Below are 25,692 nucleotides of genomic sequence, written 5' to 3'. Positions count from 1 at the left end.
CCTGCGGGGATGGTCCGGCGCAGCCGTCTGCGGCACGACGAAGGCCTTCAGGGGAGTTTCAACCGTGACCTTTGATTCGCGCAACCTGCACGCCGACAACCAGGCCTTTCTGGCCCGCCGCGGCCAGGACGGCCTTTGCGTGGGCGGCGAGTGGCGTGCAGCCGCCAGCGGCGAGAGCTTTGCCACGATCGACCCGGCAACTGGCCGGGAAATCGGCCGGATCGCCCGGGCCGGCGCGGCGGATGTCGACCAGGCGGTGGCCGCGGCCCGCGCGGCCTTGCCCGGCTGGTCTGCCACGACGCCGGTTGAGCGTGCCCGCATCCTGTGGAAGGTCGCCGACCTGATCGAGACCCATATCGATGCCCTCGCGGAACTCGAAACGCTCGACCAGGGCAAACCCCTGTTCGTCGGGCGCTGGGCCGAGATCCCGGGCGCCGTCAACCAGTTCCGCTTCTTTGCCGGCCAGGCCATGGCGATCGAGGGCAGCACGCTGGAAAGCTCGATCAACTACCAGCCGCAGGGCAAGCAGGTGCGCACCTGGACGGTGCGCGAGCCGGTCGGCGTGGTCGCAGCGATCGTACCGTGGAACTCGCCGTTGGTGCTGACTGCGATGAAGCTGGCCCCGGCGCTCGCCGCCGGCTGCACCGTCGTGCTCAAGCCGGCCGAGGACACGTCGCTCACCGCCCTGCGGCTGGTCGAGCTGATGCTCGAAGCCGGAGTTCCCGCGGGCGTCATCAACGTGGTGACCGGTTTCGGAGCCGAGACCGGCGCGGTGCTGGCCGCGCACCCCGGGGTCGACAAGATCGCCTTTACCGGCTCGACCGCCACCGGCCGCGCCGTGCTGGATGCGGCCAAGACCAATTTCAAGCGGGTCACGCTCGAACTGGGCGGCAAGTCCCCCGCGATCGTCCTGCCCGATGCCGATCTCAGCCTTGCGATCCCCGGGGTCGCCAATGCGATCTTCTTCAACAGCGGCCAGGTCTGCATCGCCGGCTCGCGGCTCTACGTCCACCGTTCGGTCCACGATCAGGTCGTCGAGGGCGTGGCGGCCTATGCCCGCAGCCTCAAGCTGGGCCACGGCCTGGCGCCCGACACGCAGATGGGGCCGGTGGTCTCGGCCCGCCATGCCGAACGGGTCGAGGGCTATCTCGGCCGGGCGCGGCGCGATGGCGCCACCATGCTGACCGGCGGCGAGCGGACCGGCGAGGCCGGGACCTTCATCACCCCGACGGTGGTCACCGGGGTGCGCCCGGACATGGAGATCGTTCGTGAGGAGGTGTTCGGCCCGGTCGTGGTTGTGCAGCCGTTCGACGAGGTCGACGAGGTGATCGCCTCGGCCAATGACAGCGAGTACGGCCTCGCCGCGTCGGTCTGGACCGAGAGCCTCAGCACGGCGCACCGCATGACCAGCGCGATCCGGGCCGGGACGGTGTGGATCAATTGTCACGCGATGTATGATGCCAGCCTCGCCATTGGCGGGATCAAGCAATCGGGCTGGGGGCGCGACAGCGGACGCCAGGCGCTGGACAACTACCTCGAGTGGAAGACCGTCTGCGCCGTCGTCTGAGTGGCGTTCCGGATGGAGCGACCGGCGGCGCCGGCGGGCGTCGTCACCGGCCGCGCGGCGCCGGTGGCCGGATCGCCCGGATCAGCGTGTTGGGCAGAAAGGCATTGTCCCATTCCTGACCAGGACCGGCAGGGGTCGGCGGGGTCGGGCCCATGCGCAGCACGATCAGCCGATGCCGCGGCGAGACGAACACGGTCTGGTTCGAATTGCCATCGAACAGGAACAGGTCCGGATCCAGATAGGGTGCCGAGTGCAGCACCTGCGGTCCGGGCCGGCCCGGTGCGCCGAAGCCGCGGCGCAGCTGGTAAGGCTGGCCAAGCCAGATCCCCAGCCCGAAGTTGGGGTTCTGCGGCGTGCCCTGGCGCATGGCCGCCACATAGCCGCGCGGCAGCAGCCGCCGGCCCTGCCAGCGCCCGTCCTCGAGCAGCAGGATCGCCATGCGCAGGAAGGCCTCCGCCGGGAGCATGGTGCAGCAGCCCGAATGGGCCAGCCCGCCCGGCCGGTTGACCCAGATCTCCCCGCCCGGCGCGCCGATCGGGCGCAGCACCTCGGTCCCGACGAACTCGCCATAGCGCCGCCCGGTGGCCCGCTCGATCACCAGGGCGACCAGATCGCTCGGGGCGTTGGCATAGGCATAGCGCGTCCCCGGCGCGCTGGTCATCGGATAGGATTCGACGATCCGGCGGCCATGGTCGGGATCCAGGTAGCCGCGGTTCAGCGGGTGCTCCGGATCGGTGCTGAACCCCTGGTCGAGCATCCCCGAACGCATGTCGAGCAGATGCCGCACGAGGATTCCGGCCTTGGCCGTGCCGCGCAGCTCCGGCAGGACGTCGGCGATCGGCTGGTCGAGCGAGGCGATCTTGCCGAGCGCGATCGCCCGGCCCACTGCGAGGGCGGTCAGCGGCTTTGACAGCGACTTCGACACCAGCGGCGTAGTGGCCTGTGCCCCGTTGCCGAAGGATGCGGCCTCGAGCCGGCCGTCGTGCCAGACCAGCAGGGCGCTGCTGCGCATCCGGTCCGCATAGGCCGCCGCTTCCGCCAGCGCGGCCGGGTCGAGCCGCCGTTGCGCCGGCGCCACCGGAGTCATCGGCCGCCACTGTGGCGCGCCACTGACCGGCTCCATCGGACTGTAGGGAAAGTTGCCGGGATCCTTGAGAAAGGTTGCCAGGCGGGCGCGGTAGACGGCTTCGGGATCGGACCAGTCGGGCGTCTGCGGCACGGCGGCCGTGCTGTTCGCCAGGGCGATCAAGCCGAGGGCCCAGTGTGGGATGCGATGGCGATGGATCATGCGATATCCCCTTGATGGCACGGGCTTCGGCCCTGTCACCGGCCTTCATGCCCGCGGTTCCCGCCCTGTCCGGGCCGTGCCGGCCCAATCACCGCAAGGCGGATAATTCCGTGACGTGCTCGGTCTCGTCCGGCTCGTCGGTTCATAGCCGGTGACGAGACGAGAAGTGAAGAAACGGAGTCCTCGCGGTATGTCAGGGGTTGAACGCTGCCAGGTGGCGATTGTCGGGGCGGGACCCGTCGGGACGGTCATGGCCACCCTGCTTGCCCAGGCGGGTGTGGACGTGGTCGTCCTCGAGGCCGGAGATGACTGCGCGCAGGATCTGCGCGCCTCGACCTTCCATCCGCCGACGCTCGAGATGCTCGACCAGATCGGCATCACGCCGATGCTGTTGCAGAAGGGGCTCAAGGCGCCGGTCTACCACTGGCGGGATCGTGCCACGGGCGAGGTGATCGATTTCGACCTCGGCGAAGTGGCAGACGTCACCCGCTACCCTTTCCGGATCCAGTGCGAGCAGTACCATCTCTCGCGTGGTCTGGCCGCCGCGCTGGACAATTACGCCAATGCCCAGGTGCGCTTCTCGCACCGGGTGCTGACCTTCAGCCAGGATGATCGCGGGGTCGATCTGGCGGTCGAGACCATGACCGGGATCGAGCACCTGCGCGCGGACTATCTGATTGCGGCCGACGGCGCCAACTCGATCGTGCGCAAGTGGCTGGGGATCGAATTCGACGGTTTCACCTATCCCGAGCGGTTCCTGTGCCTGTCGACCGAAGTGGAGCTGGCCGACTATCTGCCCAATCTGGCCTATGTGAACTACGTCAGCGACGCCAAGGAATGGCTGGTGCTGCTGCGGGTTCCGTCGGTGTGGCGGGTGCTGGTGCCGACCGATGCCTCGCTGGGTGACGAGGAGCTGCGGAGCGAGCGGATGAAGACCGGGATCTTCGAGCGGCTGATCGGCCCCGACGTGACCGTGCGGACCGAGCATCGCACGCTGTACCGGGTCCATCAGCGGGTGGCGAAGTCGTTCCGCGAGGGGCGGGTGCTGCTGGCGGGCGACAGCGCCCACCTCAACAATCCGCTGGGCGGGTTCGGGATGAACTCGGGCGTGCACGATGCGTTCAACCTGTTCGACAAGTTGCTGCCCGTGCTCAAGGGCCGGGCCGGCGAGGCCAACCTGGCGCTCTACGATCGCCAGCGGCGCGAGGTGACGCACAGCTTCACGCAGATGCAGACCAAGGAAAACATGGCCTTCATCCGCGGCGGACAGGACAGCGCCCACGAGGCGCGGCGCAGCAAGATGCTGGAGACCAAGCAGGATGACCGGCTGCGCCGGGCCTACCTGCTGCGCCAGGCCATGTTCGAAAGCCTGGCCCAGGCGGCGGCGATCGCCTGAACGCCGGCGGCCAGGGCCAACCGAACGGCGCGCCGCGCTGGGGCGCCGACAAGGAGTGCAAGCATGGGTGACGTACTCGGCTGGCGCAAACTCTTCGGAGTGATCGCGCCTTCGACCAATACCATCGTGCAGCCCGACATGGAGCGGATGCGGCCGGCGGGGGTGACCAACCACTTTTCGCGGATCTTCGTCGAGGATCCGGTCGCGCTGTCGAACGAGGATTTCATCGCCGGCACCACGGCGATTGCCGCCAACACGCTCGACGCGGTCCGTTCCGTCATGACCTGCCGTCCCGACTATCTGGTGCTCGGCATGTCGGCGATCACCTTCTACGGCGGGGTGGAAGGCAGCCGGGCCTGGAAGAAGCAGGTCGAAGACCTGGCCGGGGTTGGCGCCTCGACGGGGGCCGAATCCGTTGCCGCCGCACTGCGCGCCTATGGCACGGTGAACACGGTCTCGTTCGTGTCGCCCTACTATCCGGTGGCCAATGCCGAAGTCCGCCGGTTTCTCGAGGAAAGCGGCTTCACGGTGAAGCGCGATGTGCCGCTGCAGTGCCGGCGCTGGACCGATATTGCCAAGGTCACCCCCGACCGTCTGCGCGAGGTGATTGCCGAACTGGACGGCGATGACGTCGACGCGATCGTCCAGGTCGGGACCAACCTCTCGATGGTCGACCTTGCGGCGGAGTATGAGGCCAAGCTCGCCAAGCCGGTGATCGCGATCAATACCGCCACCTACTGGCACGCCCTGCGGGCCGTCGGGATCGAGGATCAGATGGCAGGATTCGGCCGCTTGCTGGCCGAGTACTGAGCGACAGTTTCCGGGCCTGCACAGGGCGGGCCCGGCATGGATGGGGCCTGTCATGAGGGCGCAGCGATGCGCCCGCGTCGGGCGCGGCAACCGGGGCACGGCTTTCCCGCCCGGCACGCGCAAGGCTTAGGGGCAGGCCTGCAAGGACAAGGGGAAAGTCATGATTCAGGAAGTACTGGTTCTCCGCTGGCTCCACATCATCTGCATGGTCTACTGGCTGGGCGGTGAGTGGGGCGTGTTCCAGACCAGCTACAACATCGTCAACCGCAAGCTCTCGATGGAGGAACGGCGCCGCCACATGGAAACGGCCTACCGCATCGACGTGCTTGCCCGCACCGGGATCATCACGCTGCTGCCGCTGGGCCTGCACATGGGCCACATCTATGGCCTGCAGCCCTATGGCGGCAATTTCCTGGTCGGCATGTGGATCTTCGTCGCCGGCTGGCTCGGCCTGTGCTGGTCGGCCTTCATCTTCCGCGAGACCGACCGCGGCATCGCGCTGACCAAGCTGGACGAGAAGATCCGCTGGGTGCTGATCCCGACGATCTTCGTGGTCGGCATCTCCTCGCTGCTCGGCCATGGCCCGTTCGAGGCCGGCGAGGGCAACCGCTGGTATGCCTCCAAGTTCACGCTCTATGGCTTCACCCTGTGCATCGGCCTGGGCCTGCGCTGGATCATGCGGCTGTGGACCGTGCGCTTCCGTCGTCTCGCGGCCGGTCCCGATCCGGTCCAGGAGGCCGCGCTCGAGCGCGAGTTCCTCTATGGCCGGCTGATGGCCTATGTTTACTGGATCACGATTTCGGGGATCTGCTTCCTTGGCACCGTGAAGCCGTTCTGACCTCAGCGCCGCGATCCCTGAACGGGCGATCCCCAGGTGGGATCGCCCGTTTTGCGTGGCAGGTCTGGGAGGCGGTTCAGCCCTTGTAGGCGGCTTCGGCGCGGGCGAAGACCGAGAGCGGATCGGCCGCGATCGCCGGATCGGCCTTGGCGAGCATCGCGATCCAGTCGCGCGGCATGTCCTGGAAGCGCGCCACCTTGGCTCCGATCGAGCGCAGCGTCTGGGTCCCCGATCCGGCAGGCATCTTCAACCAGCGGGCGTAGTCGGTGACGTCGGTTCCCGAAATCCAGGCCGGGGCACTGGCGACGCGCGGATCCAACGCGGTGCGCGCCGGACCATAGATCATGCCGAAATCGTTGATCGTGCGATCCGACTGCCCGGCGGTTTCGACCCGCGTCTCGGCCTGGTACTGGATGAACACCGTATCCCCGGCGCGCCAGAACTGCTCGGGCACGTGGCGGTAGTGCAGGGCCGAGCCGCCCAGCGTGGGCGGCACCTCGGGAACGTTGTCGGCCGTGAAGCGCAGCCGGGTCGGGCCGACCGGGGCATAGGGGATGGCGATCGTCTCGCCGGTCACCGGGTTGCGCAACTGGTCGATCCGTTCGCCGGTGACCAGGTCGGTGCGGAAACCAAGTTCGTACTGGATCGCGTCGAAACCCCCGTCGGCGCGCGGGGCGACCTTGATCATCGACCCGTGGACCATGCCGCACAGCGGGAACAACCGGGCGCCCTGCTGGCCGAACATGCGGCCACGGAACCACCAGAACACCAGCCCGGCATCGCTGCGGTAGCGCATCCGCCGGACAATGCCGGCGCGCTCCCCGGCCGCTTCGGGCAAGCCTTCGGTCCCGGGGGGGACGGCCGTGGCGTGGCCGGGGAGCAATCCCGCGCCGGCGAGACCCAGCATTCCGCCCAGCGTGCCACGCCGGCTGACCGCTAGCGGCGTGCGGGGCGGCGAGCCCGCGGTCACGCTGCGGCCGCCTCGACCACGCCCTTGCCGATCAGCTGCTCGATCCGCTCGGGTGGATAGCCCAGTCCGCCCAGGACCGCGCGGGCATCGGCCCCCGGGGCGGGGAGGGTGACCGGGCCGCCCGGGCGCTTGCCGTCCATCTCGAGCGGGATCGTCGGCAGCCGTGTCTTCGTGCCATCGGCCAGGTTGACCGGCTCGAGCCCGCCGCCCTGCAGCTGCGGATCGTCGAACATGTCTTCCGGGCGTCCGATCGGCGCGAAGGGCAGGCCGGTGCCTTCGAGCCGGGCGATGATCTCGGCGCGGGTCATGGTCTGCACCAGCGCGCGAACCTGCGGCAGGATCCGGTCACGCGCGAGCACGCGGGCATTGTTGGTGCGCAGCGACTGGTCGGCCCACAGCTCGTCCAGCCCGAACACGGCGCAGAACGTCTCCCACAGTGTGTCCGAGACCACGCCGATGAACACCGGATCGTCCCGCGTCTCGAACACGTCATAGATCGCCCAGGCCGAAATCCGCGCCGGCATCGGCGCGGCCGGCTGCCCGGTGACCGCAAACTGCGCCATGTGCTGGCCGATCAGGTAGACCGTGGTCTCGAACAGGCTCGCCACGACCTTCTGGCCCCGGCCGGTGCGGTGGCGTTCCTCCAGCGCGGCGAGGATGCCGATCACCCCGAACATGCCGCCGGCCACGTCGATCACGCTCGAGCCGGCGCGCAGCGGTCGGCCCGGGGGGCCGGTCATGTAGGCCAGCCCGCCCATCATCTGCGCCACCTCGTCAAGCGCGGTGCGGTTCTCGTAGGGGCCCGGGAGGAAGCCCTTCTCCGAGCAGTAGATCAGCCCGGGATTGAGCGCGCTCAGCGCCGCGTAGGACAGCCCGGCCCGGTCGAGCGCGCCCGGCCGGAAGTTCTCCACGAGCACGTCCGCCCCGGCGCACAGATCGCGGGCCACGGCCTGGCCATCGGCGCTCTTGAGGTCGAGGCAGATCGACTGCTTGCCGCGGTTGTACATCGAGAAGTAGCCCGCGCCGGAGCCGAGCAGGCTGCGCGTGCGGTCGCCGCCCATCGGCTCGATCCGGACCACCTCGGCACCCAGCCCGGCGAGGATGTGGCCGACCGCCGGCCCCATCACCATGTGCGTAAATTCAACCACCTTGATCCCGGCCAGGGGGGCCGGCGAGGCGCCGTTCGGGGATTCGGAGGGGGGGAACTGGGCACTCAACGTGCGATCCTTTCCGCATAGTCGAGCATCGGCCCGGCATCCGGAGTGAAGCCGTAGAGCGGCTCGCCGGGCAGGGCTTCTGCCAGGATCGTCCGCACCGCGATCAGTTGGTCGAGGTCGATGCCGGTCTCGTAGCCCATCGCGTTGAGCATCAGCACCAGATCCTCGGTCACCAGATTGCCCGAGGCGCCCGGCGCATAGGGGCAGCCGCCAAGCCCGCCCAGCGAGGCATCGAGGGTGGTGATGCCCTCATCCAGCCCGGCCAGCGCATTGGCCAGCCCGAGACCCCGGGTGTTGTGGAGGTGCAGCGTCGTGAGCAGGTCGCCGACCTCGGCCCGCACCCGCCGCACCAGTCGCCGCACCTGCGCCGGATCGGCATAACCGGTCGTGTCCGAGAGGCTGAACTCCATCGCCCCGGCCTCGGCTGCGGCGACGGCCAGACGGACCACCGTGTCTTCGGGCACCGCGCCCTCGAGCGTGCAACCGAACGCGGTCGAGAGGCCCACGGCGAAGTGGACTCCGCCGGCCCGGGCGATCGCGGCGACAGCGGCGATCTCGGCCAGCATCGCGGGATGGTCCTTGCGCACGTTGCGCAGCGAGTGGGTCTCGCTCATCGAGAACGGGATCGACAGGCCGTGGACCCCGGCCTCGACCGCGCGCGCCGCGCCCTTCGCATTGGGCACCAGCGCCACCACGTTCAGGCCCGGGATGGTCCGGGCGAAGGCGACCAGTTCGGGCGTGTCGGCCATCTGCGGCAGCAAGGCCGGCGGGACGAAACTGCCCACCTCGATCTCGCGCACACCGGCTGCGGCCTCGGCGCGGATCCAGGCCTGCTTCGCCGCGAGCGGCATGATCGACTTGATCGACTGCAGCCCGTCGCGCGGGCCAACCTCGGAGACAAGAATGGCGGTCATCGCGGTCCCTCCGGATAGACCCAGGGCCGGGCCAGGCGATCGGCCTGCGTCCAGGCATCGATCGCAGGCAGGGCTTTCAGTGTCAGGTCGATCGCGTCCAGCCCGCCCAGCAGCATCTCCTTGGGCTCGGGCTCGATGGCGAAGCCGTGGACGGCGTCCCCGGCCTTGACCGTCTGCGCGGCGAGGTCGACGACCACGGGCTGCCAGGCGAGGGTGGCGATCGTATCCCCCGGCAGGATCAGGGGGAGCAGGCCGTTGCGCAGGCAGTTGCCCCGGAAGATCGGCGCGAAGCTCTCGGCGATGACACAGCGGATGCCATGCTCGGCCAGGGCCCAGACGGCATGCTCGCGGCTCGAGCCGCAGCCGAAGTTGGCGCCGCCGAGCAGGATCTGTGCCCCGTGCGCCTGCGGCTGGTTGAGCGCGAAGCTCGGGTCGGGCACCCGCGCGGCCGCGTCGCTGTAGCGCCATGGGGCGAACAGGCCGGCGGCCAGCCCGGTGCGCCCCGTGGTCTTCATCTCGCGGCTGGGAATGATCGTGTCGGTATCGATGTTGTCGCGCAGCAGCGGCACGGCGGTCGAGGCCAGGACAGTGAACGGGGTCATGCCGCGATCTCCCGCGGATCGGCGATCATCCCGGCGATCGCGCTGGCTGCCACGGTTTCGGGGCTGGCGATGTGGGTGCGGATGCCCGGACCCTGCCGGCCTTCGAAATTGCGGTTGGTGCTGCTGATCGTGCGGCTTCCGGGCGGAAAGCCCTCGCCGCCCGCATAGAAGCACAGCGAGCAGCCACTTTCGCGCCATTCGAACCCTGCGGCGGTGAAAACCTGGTCCAGTCCCTCGGCCTCGGCGGCCCGCTTGATCGCCGAACTGCCCGGCACGACCAGCGCCTTGCGGATCGACGGGGCGATCTGCCGGCCCTTCAGCAGGGCGGCGGCGCGGCGCAGATCGGACAGGCGGGCATTGGTGCACGAGCCGATGAAGGCGGCGTCGACCGGGGTGCCGAGCAGCGTCTGGCCGGGTTCCAGACCGATATAGGCATGGGCTCCGGGCGGGCCTTGCGGGACCACCCCGTCGATCGCGATGGCATGTTCAGGACTGGTGCCCCAGGTCACCATCGGCGCGATCGCGCCGGCATCGATCGCGATCTCGCGGTCGAACACCGCGCCCTCGTCGCTGTGCAGCTCGCGCCAGTACGGGTCGTCGAAGTGCGCCGGGGCGTAGCGCCGCCCGGCGAGCCAGGCGAAAGTGGTCTCGTCCGGGGCGATGATCGCGGTGACGGCGGCGAACTCGGTCGCCATGTTGCACAGCGTCATGCGCGCTTCCATGTCCAGCGCGCGCACGGCCTCGCCGGCGAACTCGACGATGTGGCCGGCCCCGCCGCCCGCGCCGTGACGCGCGATGAGCGCCAGCGCCATGTCCTTGGCGGTCACGCCGGGGGCCAGCGTTCCGCTGAAGGTCACCCGCATGGTCCGCGCCGGTTCCAGCCGCAGCACGCCGGTGGCCATGGCATGTTCGGCCTCGGACGAGCCGATCCCCCAGGCCGCCGCGCCCACTGCGCCCTGGGTGCAGGTGTGGCTGTCCGGGGCGACCAGGTTCATGCCGGGCAGGACGATGCCAAGCTCGGTGCTGATCACGTGGGTGATCCCCTGGTCCGGATCGTTCACGTCGATCAGCGTGATCCCCGCCGCCAGGGCAGCAGCGCGGGTCTCGGTGATGAAATCCTGTCCGCCGGGCATCAGCGTCTGGTCGCCGCGGCCGGGGCGCGTGTCGACGATGTGGTCCATCACGCAGAACACGCGCGAGGGATCGCGCACCTTGCGGCCCGCGGCCGCCATCGACTTCAAGGCCGAGGCTCCGGTCCGCTCGTGGAGGAACACCCGGTCGATCGCGACCAGCGCGGCCCCGCCGGGTGTGTCGGTGACGAGATGCGTGTCGCGGATCTTCTGCGACAGGGTGCGGGGCGTGGAGTGGTTCATGGGCCTGTGGGTCATTGTGGTTCAGGCGGGCATCAGGTCGACGACGACCTTGCCAATCGACCGGCCCGAGAGCAGCCGCTCGACCCCGTCGAACACCCCGGCGATCCCGCGGTTGGCCTGCACATCAAGCGTCACCTGCAACAGTCCGCGGGCGTGCAGGTCGAACAGTCGCCGCCGGGCATCGTCCCAGTGCCGCGCAAGCAGGCCGTTCATGAACCCTCGGACCGAGGCGCCCTTGTAGTACAAGGCATGGGCGATGCGCGGACCGGTGACGATCTCCGGGCGCCCCTCGAGATCGGATGCGGCACCGCCCACCACCAGCCGGCCGTGATGGGCCAGATTGGCCAGAAACGCGTCGAAGACCGGTCCGCTCACCGTGTCGATCGCGACATCCAGCGCATCGCGGTAGTCCGCGGCCAGCACCGCGCCCACGTCCTCGTGGCGATAGTCGATCACCCGTTCGGCCCCCAGCGAGCGGACGAAAGCACACTTTTCAGCGCCTCCGGCCACGCCGATCACGCGGCAGCCCTTGCCCACGGCGAGCTGGACGAGCAGGTGTCCGAGCCCACCGGCCGCCGCAGAAATCGCCACTGTCTCACCCTGGCGGGCCTCGGCGATCTGCTCGAGCGCCACCATGGCCGAGACCCCGGTCGAGGCAAGCGCCAGCCATTCCGGAGCCAGCGCCGGGGCAGCGACGAACTGGTGGGCCGGACCGGTATTGGCCTCGCGGTAGCCGCCGGTGAAGCGCGTGGTGATCGCCGCGTCGCCGACGGCGAAGCCGCGCACACCCGGCCCGACCGCGGTGACCGTGCCGATCGCCTCGACGCCGGTGAAGCTCGGCAAGGCGATCGTCACATAGTCAACCGCGTTGCGCGCCATCTGCGTATCGAAGATTCCATTGATTCCGCACCACCGGTTGGCGACCTGGATCTCGCCCGGACCTGGCGCGACCAGCGGCACGTCGACCACCGCGCAGGCTTCGCGGAAGCTGGGTGCGACCCGGTCGAGGCGGATCGCGCGGTAGGTCGGGACGGCGGCTCCGCTCACTGCGGAAAGCCCAGCCCGCCCGGATTGAACCGCCCCTGGGGATCGACCACCTGCTTGACCGCGTCGAGCACCTTGCGGAACGCCGCATCGCGGCTCTCGCGATAGGGATAGGCGCGGCCGATCTGGAAATGGGCCGCGCCGAAGCGCTGGCAGATCGCCTTGACCTGCTCCCGTGCCGCAGTGACCAGCGCGGTCGCCTCGGGATGGGGGCCAAGCTGCTTGAGCCGTGCCAGGTGGGCCGGTTCGACCATGGTCTCGTGGATCGGGCGATAGCCCTCGGGCCAGAAGAACACCGGCTCGATCGTGATCGCATTGGTCGACAGGCTCGAGAACAGGAAGCCGTTGTAGATGCCCAGCCGGTCGAACTCGGCCTGCATGCTGTCGAAGTAGTCGCGGATCGCGCGGAACATCGCGGGGGCGGTGGACAGCGAAGCGTGGCCATGGACCGGCACCCAGCTCTCGCCCTCGGGCCCGAGGATCGAGTTCGGCGCCGGGAAGGGCATGGCCCGGATCACCTTGGCGATGGTGTTCTCGATCTCCACGCCCTCGAACCGCCTCGCAATCTCGCGCGCGGTGGCGAGGTCGGCGGCAACGGCCTCCTTGCACCGGCCTTCGGCCGTGATGTGCAGCGGATACTCGTCCTCCTCGATGAAGTTGCGCCCGCCGATCGCGATCTTGGCCGCGGCCAGGAGACCTTTGCCGAGCGACTTCTCCTTCGCGATCACCGCCCCCAGCGCCTTGACGTCGGCGGTCATCGACATGCGCTTCATCCGCACCTTGGTCAGCCCCGGATCGAAGCCGCAGGTCTCGGCGGCGATCCCCGCGCGCGCCATTTCGGCCAGCGCCTCGAGCATCAGTTCGCCGGTCTTGAAGCTGAACGAGGCCGAGTCCTCGAAGGCCGGCGTGCGGATCAGGCGCAGGGTGATCTCGGCCTTGATCCCCAGCGTGCCGCTATCGCCGCAGAACAGCCCGGCGAGGTCGGGGCCGTAGTGGCGGTAGAACGGGGTCTCGCCATCAGGCCCGCGCGCGCCGGTCTTGAGCATGCGCCCATCGGCCAGGATCACGGTCAGCGCGATCATGCTCTCGCTCGAGGTGCCGTAGTGGCCGGCGCCGAACATCGCGTTGAGCTGGGACAGCCCGGCCCCCACGGTGGAATAGATCCCCGACATCGGCCCCCAGAACGGCGTGCGCAGCCCGAGCGGCTTGAGCGCCTCGTTGAGCGCAAGCCAGGTGCAGCCGGCCTCGACCGTCACCGTCATGTCCTCGGGGCTGATCGCCAGGACCCGGTTGAGCCGCCGGGTGTCGAGCGCCACGGTGTGGTCGTCGGCCGGCACGTAGCCGCTGGTATAGCTCATCCCGGCGCCGCGCGGGGCGATCGACAGCCCGGCCTCGGCCGCTGCCCTGACCACCGCCGCCAGCTCTGCGGTCGAGCCCGGCGCGACGATCAGCACCGCGGTCTGGTCGGCGCGGCGCCACACGTCCTCGCTGAACAGGGCCAGACTGGCCTCGTCGTGGCGGACATGGTCGGCCCCGACGATGGCGGCAAAGCGCCCGACCAGATCGTTGGGGCGGGCGAGGGCGACGGATTCAGGCATGGTCAGGTCCCCGGAGCAGGCGCGGCAGGCATTTAATGTTATATAAACATATCAAATCAGAGCGGAAGCCTTTTCGCCCGGGGCGACGACCTGGGCAGCCCCCAGCCCGGCGAGGCGGCCGAAGGTGACGGCGGTCGAGAGACCCATCGCCGGCAGGTAGCCCCAGTGCGCCGGTCCCGAGACCGACCGCGCCGCCCCGCCGCCCGCGAACAGGTTGGGCAAGGGGGTGCCATCGGGGCGCACCACGCGCGCGCCGCCATCGATCTGCAGGCCCCCCTGGGTATGGTAGATCGCGCCGATCACCTTCAGCGCGCGGTAGGGGGCGACCGGAGGCCGGTCGTCCCCCCAGGCTCGGCCGAAGCTGTCGGACCGGCCGGCGGCCTGGGCCGCGTGCGCTTCGGCGAGGGTGGCGGACAGCGCCGCGGCCGGAACGCCGATGGCGGCCGCAAGGGCCTCGACCGTATCGGCCTGACGTGCCGCATTCAGTTCGAGCAGCGCCTGCATTTCCGGGATGTACTCGACCAGGGATTCGATCCGCCGGTCATACACCACCCAGACGTGATCGCCGGGTTGGGCCATGACCGGGTGGACCATGCCGGCGATGTCGGCGAGCTCGTCGGTAAAGCGGCGGCCCTCGACATTGACGAGGATCCCGCCGGCGATCGGCACGCCCGGGGGCACGCTGATGCCCTGCGGATCGGTCAGCATGGCATAGCCCTGGTAGGCTCCCATGTCGCCGAATGCCGCGCCCAGCCGTTCGCCAACCCACAGCCCGGTGCCCTGGCTGCCCTCGTGGCCGTTGTTCCGGGCCTGGGCCATCTCAGGCATGTAGCGGGCGACCAGCGCGCGGTTGGCGGCGAAGCCGCCACAGGCGAGCACCAGCGCCTGGCACCCCACCCGCTCGATCGCGCCATCGGGTCGCTGGAGCGAGACCCCCAGCACCCGCCCGGTGGAATCGGCGTGGATATCCACCAGCTGCGCCGGCAACAGCACGTCGACCCCGGCGTCGGCGAGGCGGGCGTGCAGCAGATCGACCATGTCCTGCCCGCCATGACCGCGCCAGCCATGCACCCGGAAGGTGGAATTGCCATAGGCCGGGCGGAAGCCGGTATCGAGCTCCCATGGCAGATCGTGGGCCTCTGCCATCCAGTCGAGGGTGGGGCCGGAATGGTCGGCGATCGCACGGGCCAGCACGGGATCGGTCAAGCCCCTGGTCTTGGCCATGATGTCGGCGAAGAACGCGTCGGGACTGTCAACGATCGCGTGCCGGGCCTGAGCCCTGGTGCCGGCGGCGCAGACCAGTCCCTGCGACATCCCGGTCGAACCCATCGGCCGCTCGTCCTGTTCGACCAGCAGCACTTCGGCCCCGGCGTCGCGGGCGGCGAGCGCGGCGATGCAACCGCACGCGCCGCCGCCGACGACCAGCACCGGCACGGTGAATTCGAACAGGTCGGCGCCGTTGTCCTCGCTCATGGCCGCCTCAGGCCTCCGCGGCCAGCTCGGCGGCCAGTTCGCCCGAGCTCGATTCGTCCAAACGCACCGCGGCCTCGTTCTCCTGCTGCACGATCCGCAGCACGCGCGCGATGTACTCCTGGTTCCACATCTGCCGTTCGGCGCTGGCGGTCGCATCCGGCACGAAGGCGTCGATCTCGCCCGCAGCGAGCACGCCCTTGGCGAGCAGCAGCCGCTCGAGCGTGTCGATCCGCTGACGGGCCACGGCCAGCTCCTGCGCGATCGTCATGGTGATGGCGAGGACCCGTTCGACCTGCGGCTCGAGGAAGTAGGGCCGCTTCCCGGCCGCCTTGGCGCCAGCCCCGGCGAGTGCGTCTGCGAAGCTCATGCCACCACTCCGATCACTTCCCATGCGGCCTTGCGGCCATAGTCTTCGGTCTCGTCTTCCTGCGCGTCGGGGAACAGGTCACGATCGACCACGCCAAACACCGCACCGTGGATAATCCGGCTGCGTTCGAACCCGGCCCGCTCCATTTCGGCATCGAGGTCCATCTCGTGCAGGCGGCTCCAGAACGGCTCGGCGTTGTAGAAGGCGTCCCAGTCGCGCATGGCCTGCTCGAAGTAGGACATCTCAGGCGTGTACTGCGGCTGCTCGACATGCAGCACGATCCCGCCATCGCGCACCAGGCGACGCGATTCGCGCAGGATGTTGCGCAGCGCCGGCAGCGACAGCTCGTGCAGGAACATCGTCGTCTGCACCCAGTCGAAGCTGCCGTCGGCGAAGCGCGACAGGTCCTCGCCGCTGGCCTGGACGAAGCGCACATTGTCCACCCCCAGCGACTTGGCGCGCGCCAGACCATAGCGCAGCATCGGCGTGCCGAGGTCGACCACGGTCAACTCGGCCTCCGGGAAGGCCTGGGCCAGCGGCAGGCTGGAATGGCCCACGGTTCCCCCGATCTCGAGGATCTTCCTGGGCTTGAAGTCCGGGAGGTGCTTGCGGACCCACTTGACCACGGCCTGTCCGCCGCCATCGACATATTTGCCCAGCAGGCCGCCGGTGGTGACAAATCCGCCGTGGTCATAGTTGGCGCCGTTGGTCACGTCGCCGGGGAAGTATTCGGTGTGGTAGGAGCCCGGCATGCAGTGGTGATCGACCGCCGAAACATAGCGCGGAATCGCCACGGACGGGTCCAGCTCGAGCCGCGGATCGCCCTCGGTCAGCGCCGCGGCCTTCGCGGCCAGGGTCTCGCACTGGCGCAGCGCGGTCCAGCGCCCGGCCTGCTGGCGCTGCTCCATGGTGGCGCGCCGCAGGGCCGACCAGGTCTGGAACGCGGGATCGGCCAGCATCGCCTTGCGGGCCTCGTGGCGATGGCCGATCGGCCGCCCGTTGGCCGCTTCGAAGGCGGGAGCCACTCGGCTCTCGTAGGCGGCTCGCACCCCGGGTACGACCCGTGCGGCGAGGTGCCGGTTCATCTGTGCGAGGAAGTTGATCCGCTCGATCTCGTCGTGGCTGGTCTCCGGGAAAACCGCGTGTCGGCCAATCACCCGATAGTCCGGCGGGCCGTCATATTCGGCACTAGGATGGTTCGGGACGGGGGTGCTCGAAGGTGCTGTCACTGGGAGCCTCACTTGTTATATAAATAAGGTATATTGACCTTGGGATCGAGGCAAGGAATGTCGTTGATCCTGATCAACCGACCAACCAGCGAGGATCGGCCATGCATCTGATCGCCACGTTCACCCTCAAGCCCGGCACGTCCGTGGAAGCCTATGAAACCTGGGCCCGGACGGTCGACCTGCCCACGGTCAGGGCGCTGCCCTCGATTGCGGGTTTTCGCGTTTTTCGCTGCACTGGCCTGTTCGGAGCTGAAGGCTCTCCGCCCTTCGGATATGTCGAGCTGATCGAGGTCAGCGACATGGACCGGTTTCTCGCCGACATCGCCCAGCCGGCGATGCAGGAGGTGGCCGCGGCCTTCGGCGGCATGGTCGATGTGACCTTCCTCACCGCCGAGGAGCTGGTGGCGTGAGGTTCGCCGGCAAGGTCGCGGTCGTCACCGGCTCGGGCCGGGCCGGGGGGCTGGGCGAGGGCATCGCCCACCGGCTCGCCGCCGAAGGGGCCACGGTGGTGATCGCGGACATCGGCGGATCGCGCGATGCGGCCACGCCGGGCGACATGGTTGGCGGCTCGGCCGAGATGCAGGCGATCGCCGCCGCTCTGCCGCACGGCGGTTCGACCTTCGTCTGCGACGTGCGCGATCCGGTCGCGGTGCGGGCGCTCGCCGCCCATGCCCGCGACACCCACGGCGGGCTCGACATCTGGGTCAACAATGCCGGCATCGGCTACATCATGAAGCCGCTGCTCGAGGTTTCCGCCGACGACTGGCGCGCGGTGATCGACGTCAACCTCACGGGGGCCTGGTATGGCCTCCAGGCCGCCGCCGAGATCATGGTGGCCCAGGGGCGCGGCGGGCGCATCATCAACATCGCCAGCCAGGCGGCCAAGTCGGGCTTCCCCCACGCTCAGGCCTATACGGCCTCGAAACACGGTCTGGTCGGACTGGTGCGGTCAGCAGCGATCGAGCTGGGGCCGCGCGGGATCACCGTCAACAACGTCTGCCCGAACCATGTCACCACCGGGCTCGGCAAGTGGCAGAACGAGCATTTCGCCGCGGTCCAGGGCGTCACCGTCGACGAATATCTGGCGCGGATGGCGGCGCGGATCCCGATGGGGCGACCCGGCCTGCCGTCCGACACGGCCGCTGCCGTGGCCTTCCTCTGCTCGGATGAGGCGATCTACATCACCGGCGAATCGATGAACGTGTCGGGCGGTGAAGAGCCACACTGAGATGGAGCCCAATCCGGCCCACGTGCTGGTCGATCATGCGCTGGCGCTGGCCTGGCCGCGCCTGCCCGCGCGCGATCGCGAGCGGACCCTCGCCTTCGTCCATGATTCGCTCGCGGTGGGCGTGGCCGGGCGCCAGGCCGCCCATGCCGAGGCCGTGCTGGCCGTGGCGCGGAGCTGGGGCGAGGGGGGCGTGGCCCCGGTGCTCGGCCGGCCCGGACTGGCCCTGCCGGCCCCCTCGGCGGCGTTCGTCAACGCCTTCCAGATCCACGGCCAGGAGTTCGACTGCGTCCACGAGCCGGCCGTGCTCCACCCGATGGCCACGGTGCTCTCGGCCCTGCTCGCCGAAGCCGCGCGCGGCGGCCCGGTGGCGGGCGAGGACTTGCTGGCCGCGGTGGTTGCCGGAGTCGACGTGGCGGTCACGCTGGGGCTCGCCGCCCCCGATGCGCTGCGCTTCTTCCGCCCGGCGACCGCGGGGATCTTCGGCTGCGTCGCGGCGATCGCGCGGCTGCGCCGGCTGCCGCGCGCGATCGCACTCGATGCCATGGGCCATGCCCTCGCGCTGGTTTCGGGAACGATGCAGGCCCATGTCGAAGGCAAGCCCGCCCTGCCGATCCAGGTGGCCAATGCCGCCCGCAACGCGCTGGTCGCGGTCGATCTGGCCGTGGCGGGGATTCCCGGGGTGACCCGCCCGTTCGACGGACCCTTCGGGTACTTCGCGCTGATGGAAACCCGCGCGGCGCTGGCCCCGGCGCTGGCGCGGCTGGCCAGCGGGGGCCGCATCGCCGAGGTCAGCTGGAAGCCGTTCCCCACCGGCCGCGCCGGCCATGGCGGGATCGTCGCGATCCAGCGGCTGATGCGCGACCAGGGTCTGACCGCGGGCGCGCTCGACCGGCTGGATTACCACGCCCCGCCGCTCATCGCGCGGCTGGTGGGCCGGCCCGCCACGGCGGCGATGGAGCCCGGCTATGCCCGGCTGTGCCTGGCCTATCTCGGTGCGGTCACCCTGCTGCGCGGGACGGTCGGGCTGGGAGACTTCACGCGCGAGCGGCTGGATGACCCGGCGGTCCTGGCCTTGGCCGAGCGCATCCGCGTGGTGCCCGACGCCAATCCCGATCAGGCCGCCTTCGTCCCGGCCCGGGCCGAGGCCCGCCTGACCTCCGGCGGCGTTCTGGTGCAGACCGTCACAGCCCAGTTCGGTTCGCCGGACTGGCCACTGGGCGAGGCCGAGCGACAGGACAAGGCGCGGGCCTGCCTGGCCTTCGCCGGGCTCGAGGCGTGCCATGACCGGCTGAGCGCCGCGGTCATGGCCCTGCCCGGTGCGGCGGACAGCCTGGCCTGCCTGGTCGCGAGCGGGATCATGGGGGGAAACGGACGCCCCGCGGATTAAGCCCTTGCGCTCATTATATGACCTAATGATATATCAAACAATGCGGTGCCGGATGGGCCGCGCAACCGGGACCTGACATGACCCTGCTCAAGTGTGCCACGCACGTTGTCGCCGACCTTGCCGCCGCGATCGAACGCTACACCACCTGGATGGACTACAGCCTGGTCGAATCGGGCGAGGTGCCGGACGATCTGGCCGCGGCCTGGGGTGCCCCGGCATCGGCCGGACGGGGCTATGCCGTGCTCGGTCCCGCCTCGGGCGAGCCGGTCTACCTGCGCTTCGTCGCCGGCGATCCGGTGCCCAACTATCGGCCGATCCGCACCTGGGGCTGGGCCGCGATCGAACTGTGCGTCAGCGATGTCCACGCCGTGCACGAACGGATGCTGGCCAGCCCGTTCGAGGTGATCGGGCCGCCGAAGGTGCTCGACGGTTTCGCCACGGTCACGCCGATGCAGGTGCGCGGCGCCGATCTGGAGACGGTCTACCTCACCCAGATCAACCAGCCCGGCCCGGACACCGGCCTGCCGCAACCGCGCTCGCTGATCGACCGGCCGTTCATCATGGTGCTGGCCTGCCCCGACCTGCCGGCGGCGATGGCCTGGTGGCGCGCGTTGTTCGGGCTCGAGATGATCGATCCGGTGGCGATCAACTATTCGATGATCTCGCTCGCCTTCGGCCTGCCCGAGGGGGAGAAGGTCGCCCTGACCACGGTCCGCGGCGCCGATCAGGTGTTCATCGAGCTGGACCAGTATCCCGCCGCGGCCACGGCCCGTCCGGCGCATCCCGGGGCGCTGCCGCCGGGCGTGGCGATCACGACGATGCTCTATCCCGATTTCGCCCGGCTGGACCCGCACTGGGCCAGCCCGCCGGTCGTGCGCGAGGGTCCGCTCTATGGCGGGCGGCGCACCGGCGTGCTGCGCACCCCGGAAGGGGCGCTGCTCGAGGTGATCGAGGGGGGCACGCTCTGACATGACCGCCGCACCGATCCGCCGCGGCTTCGTCGACCTGTCCCACGGCCAGACCCACTACCGCATGGCCGGGACCACCGGCGATCCGCTGGTGATCGTCCACGCCTCGCCGGGATCGTCGCGCCAGCAGGTCCGCCTGATCGAGGATTTCGCCGGCGAGGCGCGGGTCTTCGCCCCGGATACGCCCGGCAATGGCGACAGCGAGCCGATCGCGCTGGCCGAACCGGAGATGCCGCGGCTGGCCGCGGCGGTGCTGGAGTTCCTTGACGCGCTGGGGCTCGAGCGGGTCCGGCTCTACGGTTCGCACACCGGCGCCTCGCTCGCCGCCGAGCTCGCGATCCTCGCCCCCGAGCGGGTCAGCCACCTGGTGCTCGACGGGCTTTCGGCGATGGGCGCCGCGGAGCTCGACGATGTCCTGACCCACTATGCCCACCCGTTCGTGCCCGATCTCGACGGCGCCTACCTGATCCGGCTGTTCCAGTTCTGCCGCGACCAGTACCTGTTCTTTCCCTGGTACAAGCGCACCCGCGCCGGGCGCCGCGACGGCGGGCTGGGCAGTGCCGAGGACCTGCATGCCTGGGTCACCGAGGTGATGAAGGGGGCGCAGACCTACCACTTCAACTATCGCGCCGCGTTCAAGTGGCAGCCCGCGCCGCGCCTGCCGCTGGTGCGCTGCCCGACCCTGGTGATGGCGGCGAGCAACGATCCGCTGTTCGATCACTCGCGCGATGCCGCGCCGTTCCTCGCGAACGGGCGCTTCCTCGCGCTGCCCCGGCTGGATGCGCCCGAGTTCCGCGCCGTGCGCCATGACGCCATGGCCGCCTTCTTCGCGGCGGAGGGCTGAGCCTTGTCCGCCACCGCGCTGGCCCTGCTGACCCTGCTTCACCTGCTGGTGCCGATCTACTGGCTCGGCGGCGATCTGGGCGCGTTCTACAGCGCGCGCTTCCTGGTCGACCCGAACCGCAGCGTGGCGGAACGGCTGATGGCGCTGACCATCCTCAACACCATCGACATGGCGCCGCGCACCACGCTGATCCTCGCCTTCCCGACCGGCTTCAGCCTGGCGGTGGCGAAGGGCTGGGTGGACAGCCCGCCCGCCGTGCTCGGCCTGGTCTGGGCGGGGTTCCTTGCCTGGCTGGCGCTCGCCTGGGCGGTGCACCTGCATCACGGCCCGGCCAGCGCCGGGCTGCGCCGGCTCGACATCGCGGTGCGCTATGGGGTTCTCGCGGCGCTAACCGGGGCGGGCGTCGCGGGACTCGCGGGGGCGATCGCCCTGCCGCTGTTCCTGTCGCTCAAGCTGCTGGTGCTGGCCGGCTGCGTGACCATCGGCCTGCTGGTGCGGCGCCAGCTGGTGCCGCTGTTCCCGGCGATCGTCGCGCTGCGCCGGGATGGTGCCACCCCGGCGGGCGATGCGGTGATCCGCGGGGTGATCGCCGTGACCCAGCCCACCGTCATCACCCTCTGGGTGCTAGTCCTCATCGCGTGCCTGCTCGGCCTCGCGACACCAGTCTGAACAGGGAGAACCACCGTGCAGCAACACCGGACGATCAGCGGCAAGATCCTCTACACCTCGCGCAAACCGGGCCGCGAAGGGCAGGAGCGGGGCCGCGAATGGTTCACCTTCACCCACCACACCGATGGCAAGAAGAGCCTGCGCGCGCGCTGCGAGATCGACGAGCCGGCGCCGACCGTGCACCGCGACATCGTCTACAGCCTCGACGAGAACGACCGGCCGATGGACTGCTTCGTCCGGCTGACCGTGGGCGACCGGTTCATGGGGGCGGGGCTGTTCATCATCGGCGCCGACACGGTGGAATGCGAAAGCTACGGCCCCTCGATCGGGCGGATCTCGCAGCGCATGCCGATCGGCGGGGATTTCGACGGCTTCGGCACCCATCCGATCGCCGGCGATGCCTACATCACCCGCAAGATCGACCGTTCGCTGGGGGTGCACAAGCGCAAGTTTCGCTGTTTTCTGCCCTCTCCCGACCACCGCGGCGCGACCCCGCCGCTGATTGCCGAAACGAGCCTCGATCTGGGCTATGTCGGGCAGGAAACCGTGACCGTGCCGGCCGGGACCTTCGACTGCTACCACTACCAGTTCACGGACGATGCCGGCGACATGATCTCGGTCGATGGCAAGGCGCACCCGCCCTACGACGTCTGGGTGACCGCCGACGACGACGCGATCTTCGTCCAGGGCGGCGTCGGCGGTTACATGCAGACCTGGTACGAGCTGGTCGAACTGACCCGCTGAGCGATCAGCAGGCGGCGGCCCCGACCGGCCGCCGCCATGCTTCCGCGCCGAGCCGCACGCGCAGCGCGGCCTCAGGCGCGGGCCGGGTGGGCGTCAGCGCCGGGCTCCCCGGAGGTGTGGTCGGCCAGGGCCCGGAAGGCGGGGCGGCACACCGCCAGCACCAGCGTGGCGAGCAGGCCGCAGCCGAAGAACACCGTGCCGAGCGACCAGGCGATCCCGTTGGGCGCTGTGAAGACCTGGTCCGACAGGACGCCGACGATGAAGTTGCCCGCACTGAGGGCGACAAGGGCGGAGGCGATGGTCTGCAGCGCCATGACCTGCGCGCGCAGGGCGTTGGGCGTGACCTGGGCCAGCCCGGTGTAGGTCGCCGAGGTGTTCCAGTTCACGAACAGGGCGTTGATCAGGTAGAACCCCAGGGCCCATTCGGCGCTGGGCGCGAGGCAGGCGGCCGTGCCGAACACCACCATCGACAGCGCGCAGCCCATCGTCACCAGCACCGGCGCGTCGGCATGGCCGCGCCGCGCCAGCCAGGTGATCACCCAGCCGCTGTTGACCGCCGCGAAGATCGACAACGGCAGACTGGACAGGCCCAGCACCTTGCCGGTGTGGGCCGCGGTCCAGCCATGGGCGCGGATGAACAGTGCCGGAAACCAGCCGACGATGGCATAGACGCAGACCAGGTTGAGCACCGAGCCCAGCATCAGCAGCCCCAGGGCGCGCCGCCGCTCGCGGAACAGCGCCAACAGCGGGCGCAGGCTGAGCGCCTCGGTCAGCGGGCCGCCCCCCTGCCGCGCCGGTTCGCGCAGGGTCAGCGCCAGCACCGCGGCCAGCACCACGCCGGGCGCACCGCACAGCAGGAACACGATCTGCCATGGCTGCATCCCCCCGAACAGCGCCGGCACCCCGGTGATCAGGGCATCGGACCAGCTCAGGAAGGCTCCGCCCAGCGTCAGCGCGGCGGCCGTGCCGAGCGTGCTGCCGGTGACGAAGATGCCATAGGCTTTCGGCCTGACGCCGGGGGGAAAGAAGTCGGCGATCAGCGAGGTCGCCACCGGGGTCAGCGCGGCCTCGCCCACCCCGACCAGCATCCGCGCCGCGAACAGTTCGGGGAACGACCGCGCCAGCGAGCAGCCCATCGTCGCCAGGCTCCACAGCGCCAGCCCGGCGATCAGCACCGGCGCGCGCTTGCGCCGGTCGACCAGCAGTCCCAGCGGCAGCCCGAGCACCGAGTAGACCACGCTGAAGGCGAAGCCCTGCAGCAGGCCGAATTCGGTGTCGCTGACATGCAGCGCCTGCTCCAGCGGGACGATCAGCAGCGCGATCGAGACACGGTCGAGGATCGCCAGGGCATAGGCCAGCGTCAGCAGGGCCAGGACGAACCAGGCATAGCCCCGCGCTGGCCACGGCCGGGCTCCGGCGGTGTCATCGATCATCGGCGTTCCCCCGTTCGGGCCACCAGCCGGGCGGTGGCGGCAAGATCATCGGGCCGGTCGAGCCGCCGCGCCCCGGCCAGGCCCGCCGCCAGCGGCGCGGCCAGCCTTTGGGCGAGCGCTGAGGCGAAGTCGGGAATTGTCACCGCCTCGGGACCGAGCGGCGCCGGATCGCCATATCCCGGGGTGTCGAGCCCATAGACCGTGAAGGTGCCGCCCAGGGCCGCCATGGTCGCCAGATGGCGGCGCGAGGAGCGCGGCGATCCGTGCAGGCTCATTTGATATAGGCATATAACCATTACTGTGGCATCACGGCGGCCTTGTCCAGTCCCTTGCGCCGGCCGTGCCGGCGATGCCGCGGTGGCGGCAGAAGGAGCAGCGATGCCATCATCCACGGCCGGCGGAGCGACCGGGGACGAGCAGCAGGACCATGCCGGTCCCGCGCACCTGCCCCTGCGCGACAGCCGCGCCGGCTGGGTCGTGGTGGTCGCCGCGATGATCGGGTTGGGCCTGGGGCTGAGCCCGATGCCGTTCTACACGATCGGGATGTTCGCTCCCGAGCTGCAGAAGGAGTTCGGCTGGTCCTTCGCCGCGCTGATGGGCTCGATCACGGTCCAGTCGCTGGTGGTGATGGTGACCGGGCCGCTCGCCGGTCTGGCGGTCGACCGATACGGGGCGCGGCCGGTGGCGCTGGTTTCCACCGTGCTGTTCGGGCTGTGCTACATGAGCCTGGCGCTGTCGGGCGGCAACCTGTGGCTCTACTATGCCCAGTGGGTGGTGATGTCGACGCTGGGCGCGGGGACGCTGACCGCGACCTGGACCTATACGGTCAACGGCTGGTTCGAGAAGCACCGCGGGCTGGCCCTGGGCGTGGCGAGTACCGGCACCGGCATCACCGGCTTCCTGATCAAGCCCTTCGCCGCCTGGCTGATCGGGGCCTACGGCTGGCGGACCGCCTTTGCCGTGATCGGGGCGCTGCCGATCGTCATCGGCCTGCCGGTGCTGGTGCTGCTGTTCCGGGAGCGCGCCCAGCGCCGCCGGGCCGGGCCCCGTCCGGGCGGAGCGCAGCCCGGGCCGGCCGCGGCCGAGGAGGCCGGCTTGACCCTGCGCGAGGCGCTGCGCCACCGCTCTTTCCGGGTGATGGCCCTGGCCTTCCTGCTGATGGCCTTCGCGCTCACTGCGCCGACCCCCAATCTCGAGAACATCCTGCGCACGCAGCACTTCGCGCTGCCCCAGATCGGTGCGATCACCGCCGGCTTCGGGCTGTCGGTGATCGCCGGCCGGGTGATCGGCGGCTGGTTGCTCGACCGCTTCTGGGCGCCGGGCTGCGGTGTGGTCGTGCTGATCGCGCCGTTGATCGGCAACTGGCTGCTGGCGCGCCCCACGATCGACGCGAGCACGGCCACGGCCGCGGTCGTCACCCTCGGGCTGGGCGCCGGGTTCGAGTTCGACCTGCTGGCCTATCTGATCGCCCGCTACTTCGGCCGCCGCGCCTACGGCACGATCTATGGCTGCTTCTACACGGTGATCGCCTTCGGAGGCGGGATCGGCCCCGTGGTCTACGGCCGCGTGTTCGACGTGACCGGGCGCTACGATCTGGCGCTGCAGGCCGGGATGGTCTGCCTCGTCGCCGGCAGTCTCGTGCTGCTGCTGATGGGCCCCTATCCCGACTGGCGGGAACCGGCGGCCGCCCCGGCTGATCGCTTGACTCGGGGCGTGTAGCGTTCAACAGAACG

25 protein-coding genes are annotated in these 25,692 nt (G+C 69.9%); 12 read left to right on the top strand and 13 right to left on the bottom strand.

What is annotated here, in order from left to right:
- The first annotated feature begins 64 nt into the window (after positions 1 to 64).
- Entirely contained in the window at positions 65 to 1,567 is a 1,503-nt protein-coding gene (locus tag H7F53_RS11955) for an aldehyde dehydrogenase family protein (protein ID WP_185679721.1), read from the top strand.
- A 43-nt stretch (positions 1,568 to 1,610) separates the two neighbouring features.
- Here the strand turns inward: H7F53_RS11955 and H7F53_RS11950 are convergent, their stop codons facing one another.
- A complete protein-coding gene (locus H7F53_RS11950; RefSeq protein WP_185679720.1) occupies positions 1,611 to 2,855 on the bottom strand; it encodes a serine hydrolase domain-containing protein in 1,245 nt (414 codons plus the stop codon).
- Positions 2,856 to 3,045: 190 nt separating this feature from the next.
- Between H7F53_RS11950 and H7F53_RS11945 the strand changes: the two genes are divergently transcribed.
- From H7F53_RS11945 to H7F53_RS11935, 3 genes are all read left to right on the top strand, one after another.
- Entirely contained in the window at positions 3,046 to 4,251 is a 1,206-nt protein-coding gene (locus H7F53_RS11945) for an FAD-dependent oxidoreductase (RefSeq protein ID WP_185679719.1), read from the top strand.
- A gap of 63 nt (positions 4,252 to 4,314) precedes the next feature.
- Complete coding sequence (locus H7F53_RS11940) at positions 4,315 to 5,061, top strand: maleate cis-trans isomerase family protein (protein ID WP_185679718.1); 747 nt, start codon at positions 4,315 to 4,317, stop codon at positions 5,059 to 5,061.
- Positions 5,062 to 5,221: 160 nt separating this feature from the next.
- Complete coding sequence (locus H7F53_RS11935) at positions 5,222 to 5,899, top strand: hypothetical protein (protein ID WP_185679717.1); 678 nt, start codon at positions 5,222 to 5,224, stop codon at positions 5,897 to 5,899.
- Positions 5,900 to 5,975: 76 nt separating this feature from the next.
- Here H7F53_RS11935 and H7F53_RS11930 read toward each other — a convergent pair whose 3' ends face one another.
- From H7F53_RS11930 to H7F53_RS11885, 10 genes are read right to left on the bottom strand one after another with little or no spacing between them, the layout of a single operon-like run.
- Positions 5,976 to 6,869, bottom strand: a complete 894-nt coding sequence (locus H7F53_RS11930; protein WP_185679716.1) for a DUF1838 family protein — start codon at positions 6,867 to 6,869, stop codon at positions 5,976 to 5,978.
- Entirely contained in the window at positions 6,866 to 8,086 is a 1,221-nt protein-coding gene (locus H7F53_RS11925) for a CaiB/BaiF CoA transferase family protein (protein WP_281384791.1), read from the bottom strand. Before H7F53_RS11925 ends, H7F53_RS11930 begins: the two co-directional genes overlap by 4 nt.
- Positions 8,083 to 9,000 carry a hydroxymethylglutaryl-CoA lyase gene (locus H7F53_RS11920; protein WP_185679715.1) on the bottom strand — a complete coding sequence of 306 codons (918 nt, stop codon included), beginning with the start codon at positions 8,998 to 9,000 and terminating at the stop codon, positions 8,083 to 8,085. Before H7F53_RS11920 ends, H7F53_RS11925 begins: the two co-directional genes overlap by 4 nt.
- Positions 8,997 to 9,602, bottom strand: a complete 606-nt coding sequence (gene leuD, locus H7F53_RS11915; RefSeq protein ID WP_185679714.1) for a 3-isopropylmalate dehydratase small subunit — start codon at positions 9,600 to 9,602, stop codon at positions 8,997 to 8,999. Before leuD ends, H7F53_RS11920 begins: the two co-directional genes overlap by 4 nt.
- A complete protein-coding gene (locus tag H7F53_RS11910; RefSeq protein WP_185679713.1) occupies positions 9,599 to 10,975 on the bottom strand; it encodes a 3-isopropylmalate dehydratase large subunit in 1,377 nt (458 codons plus the stop codon). The genes leuD and H7F53_RS11910 overlap by 4 nt, the downstream gene beginning before the upstream one ends.
- Positions 10,976 to 10,996: 21 nt before the next feature.
- Positions 10,997 to 12,022 (bottom strand): zinc-binding dehydrogenase, encoded by a 1,026-nt coding sequence (locus tag H7F53_RS11905; RefSeq protein ID WP_185679712.1) that lies wholly within the window; start codon positions 12,020 to 12,022, stop codon positions 10,997 to 10,999.
- Positions 12,019 to 13,617, bottom strand: coding sequence for an FAD-binding oxidoreductase (locus H7F53_RS11900; RefSeq protein ID WP_185679711.1), 1,599 nt, complete (start codon positions 13,615 to 13,617; stop codon positions 12,019 to 12,021). Before H7F53_RS11900 ends, H7F53_RS11905 begins: the two co-directional genes overlap by 4 nt.
- Positions 13,618 to 13,668: 51 nt before the next feature.
- The gene (locus H7F53_RS11895; RefSeq protein WP_185679710.1) at positions 13,669 to 15,090 is read right to left on the bottom strand and encodes an FAD-dependent oxidoreductase; all 1,422 of its coding nucleotides are present in this window, start codon (positions 15,088 to 15,090) and stop codon (positions 13,669 to 13,671) included.
- Positions 15,091 to 15,097: 7 nt separating this feature from the next.
- Positions 15,098 to 15,457, bottom strand: a complete 360-nt coding sequence (locus H7F53_RS11890; protein ID WP_185679709.1) for a hypothetical protein — start codon at positions 15,455 to 15,457, stop codon at positions 15,098 to 15,100.
- On the bottom strand, positions 15,454 to 16,614 hold the full coding sequence (locus H7F53_RS11885) for a methyltransferase domain-containing protein (protein WP_185679708.1): 1,161 nt from the start codon (positions 16,612 to 16,614) through the stop codon (positions 15,454 to 15,456). Before H7F53_RS11885 ends, H7F53_RS11890 begins: the two co-directional genes overlap by 4 nt.
- Before the next feature lie 173 nt (positions 16,615 to 16,787).
- Between H7F53_RS11885 and H7F53_RS11880 the strand changes: the two genes are divergently transcribed.
- From H7F53_RS11880 to H7F53_RS11850, 7 genes are all read left to right on the top strand, one after another.
- The gene (locus H7F53_RS11880; RefSeq protein ID WP_185679707.1) at positions 16,788 to 17,096 is read left to right on the top strand and encodes an REDY-like protein HapK; all 309 of its coding nucleotides are present in this window, start codon (positions 16,788 to 16,790) and stop codon (positions 17,094 to 17,096) included.
- A complete protein-coding gene (locus tag H7F53_RS11875; RefSeq protein ID WP_185679706.1) occupies positions 17,093 to 17,914 on the top strand; it encodes an SDR family oxidoreductase in 822 nt (273 codons plus the stop codon). Before H7F53_RS11880 ends, H7F53_RS11875 begins: the two co-directional genes overlap by 4 nt.
- Positions 17,898 to 19,301, top strand: a complete 1,404-nt coding sequence (locus H7F53_RS11870; protein WP_343062044.1) for an MmgE/PrpD family protein — start codon at positions 17,898 to 17,900, stop codon at positions 19,299 to 19,301. The genes H7F53_RS11875 and H7F53_RS11870 overlap by 17 nt, the downstream gene beginning before the upstream one ends.
- A 77-nt stretch (positions 19,302 to 19,378) precedes the next feature.
- Complete coding sequence (locus H7F53_RS11865) at positions 19,379 to 20,269, top strand: VOC family protein (RefSeq protein WP_185679705.1); 891 nt, start codon at positions 19,379 to 19,381, stop codon at positions 20,267 to 20,269.
- A gap of 1 nt (position 20,270) precedes the next feature.
- Positions 20,271 to 21,113, top strand: a complete 843-nt coding sequence (locus H7F53_RS11860; protein WP_185679704.1) for an alpha/beta fold hydrolase — start codon at positions 20,271 to 20,273, stop codon at positions 21,111 to 21,113.
- A 3-nt stretch (positions 21,114 to 21,116) separates the two neighbouring features.
- Positions 21,117 to 21,782: a hypothetical protein gene (locus tag H7F53_RS11855; RefSeq protein ID WP_185679703.1), complete on the top strand. Its 666-nt coding sequence runs from the start codon at positions 21,117 to 21,119 to the stop codon at positions 21,780 to 21,782.
- Positions 21,783 to 21,797: 15 nt separating this feature from the next.
- A complete protein-coding gene (locus H7F53_RS11850) occupies positions 21,798 to 22,526 on the top strand; it encodes a DUF3108 domain-containing protein (RefSeq protein ID WP_185679702.1) in 729 nt (242 codons plus the stop codon).
- A gap of 71 nt (positions 22,527 to 22,597) precedes the next feature.
- Here the strand turns inward: H7F53_RS11850 and H7F53_RS11845 are convergent, their stop codons facing one another.
- Both H7F53_RS11845 and H7F53_RS11840 read right to left on the bottom strand, forming a co-directional pair.
- Positions 22,598 to 23,959 (bottom strand): MFS transporter, encoded by a 1,362-nt coding sequence (locus tag H7F53_RS11845; protein ID WP_185679701.1) that lies wholly within the window; start codon positions 23,957 to 23,959, stop codon positions 22,598 to 22,600.
- On the bottom strand, positions 23,956 to 24,234 hold the full coding sequence (locus tag H7F53_RS11840) for a hypothetical protein (RefSeq protein WP_185679700.1): 279 nt from the start codon (positions 24,232 to 24,234) through the stop codon (positions 23,956 to 23,958). Before H7F53_RS11840 ends, H7F53_RS11845 begins: the two co-directional genes overlap by 4 nt.
- A gap of 103 nt (positions 24,235 to 24,337) precedes the next feature.
- Here H7F53_RS11840 and H7F53_RS11835 point away from each other — a divergent pair, with 103 nt between their 5' ends.
- Positions 24,338 to 25,678 (top strand): MFS transporter, encoded by a 1,341-nt coding sequence (locus H7F53_RS11835; protein WP_185679699.1) that lies wholly within the window; start codon positions 24,338 to 24,340, stop codon positions 25,676 to 25,678.
- Positions 25,679 to 25,692: the final 14 nt, after the last annotated feature.

It is taken from the genome of Novosphingobium piscinae, assembly GCF_014230355.1.
Classification (GTDB): Bacteria; Pseudomonadota; Alphaproteobacteria; order Sphingomonadales; family Sphingomonadaceae; genus Novosphingobium; species Novosphingobium piscinae.
The sequence above is the reverse complement of the archived record's forward strand: the minus strand, read 5'-3'. Positions and strand labels throughout refer to the sequence as shown.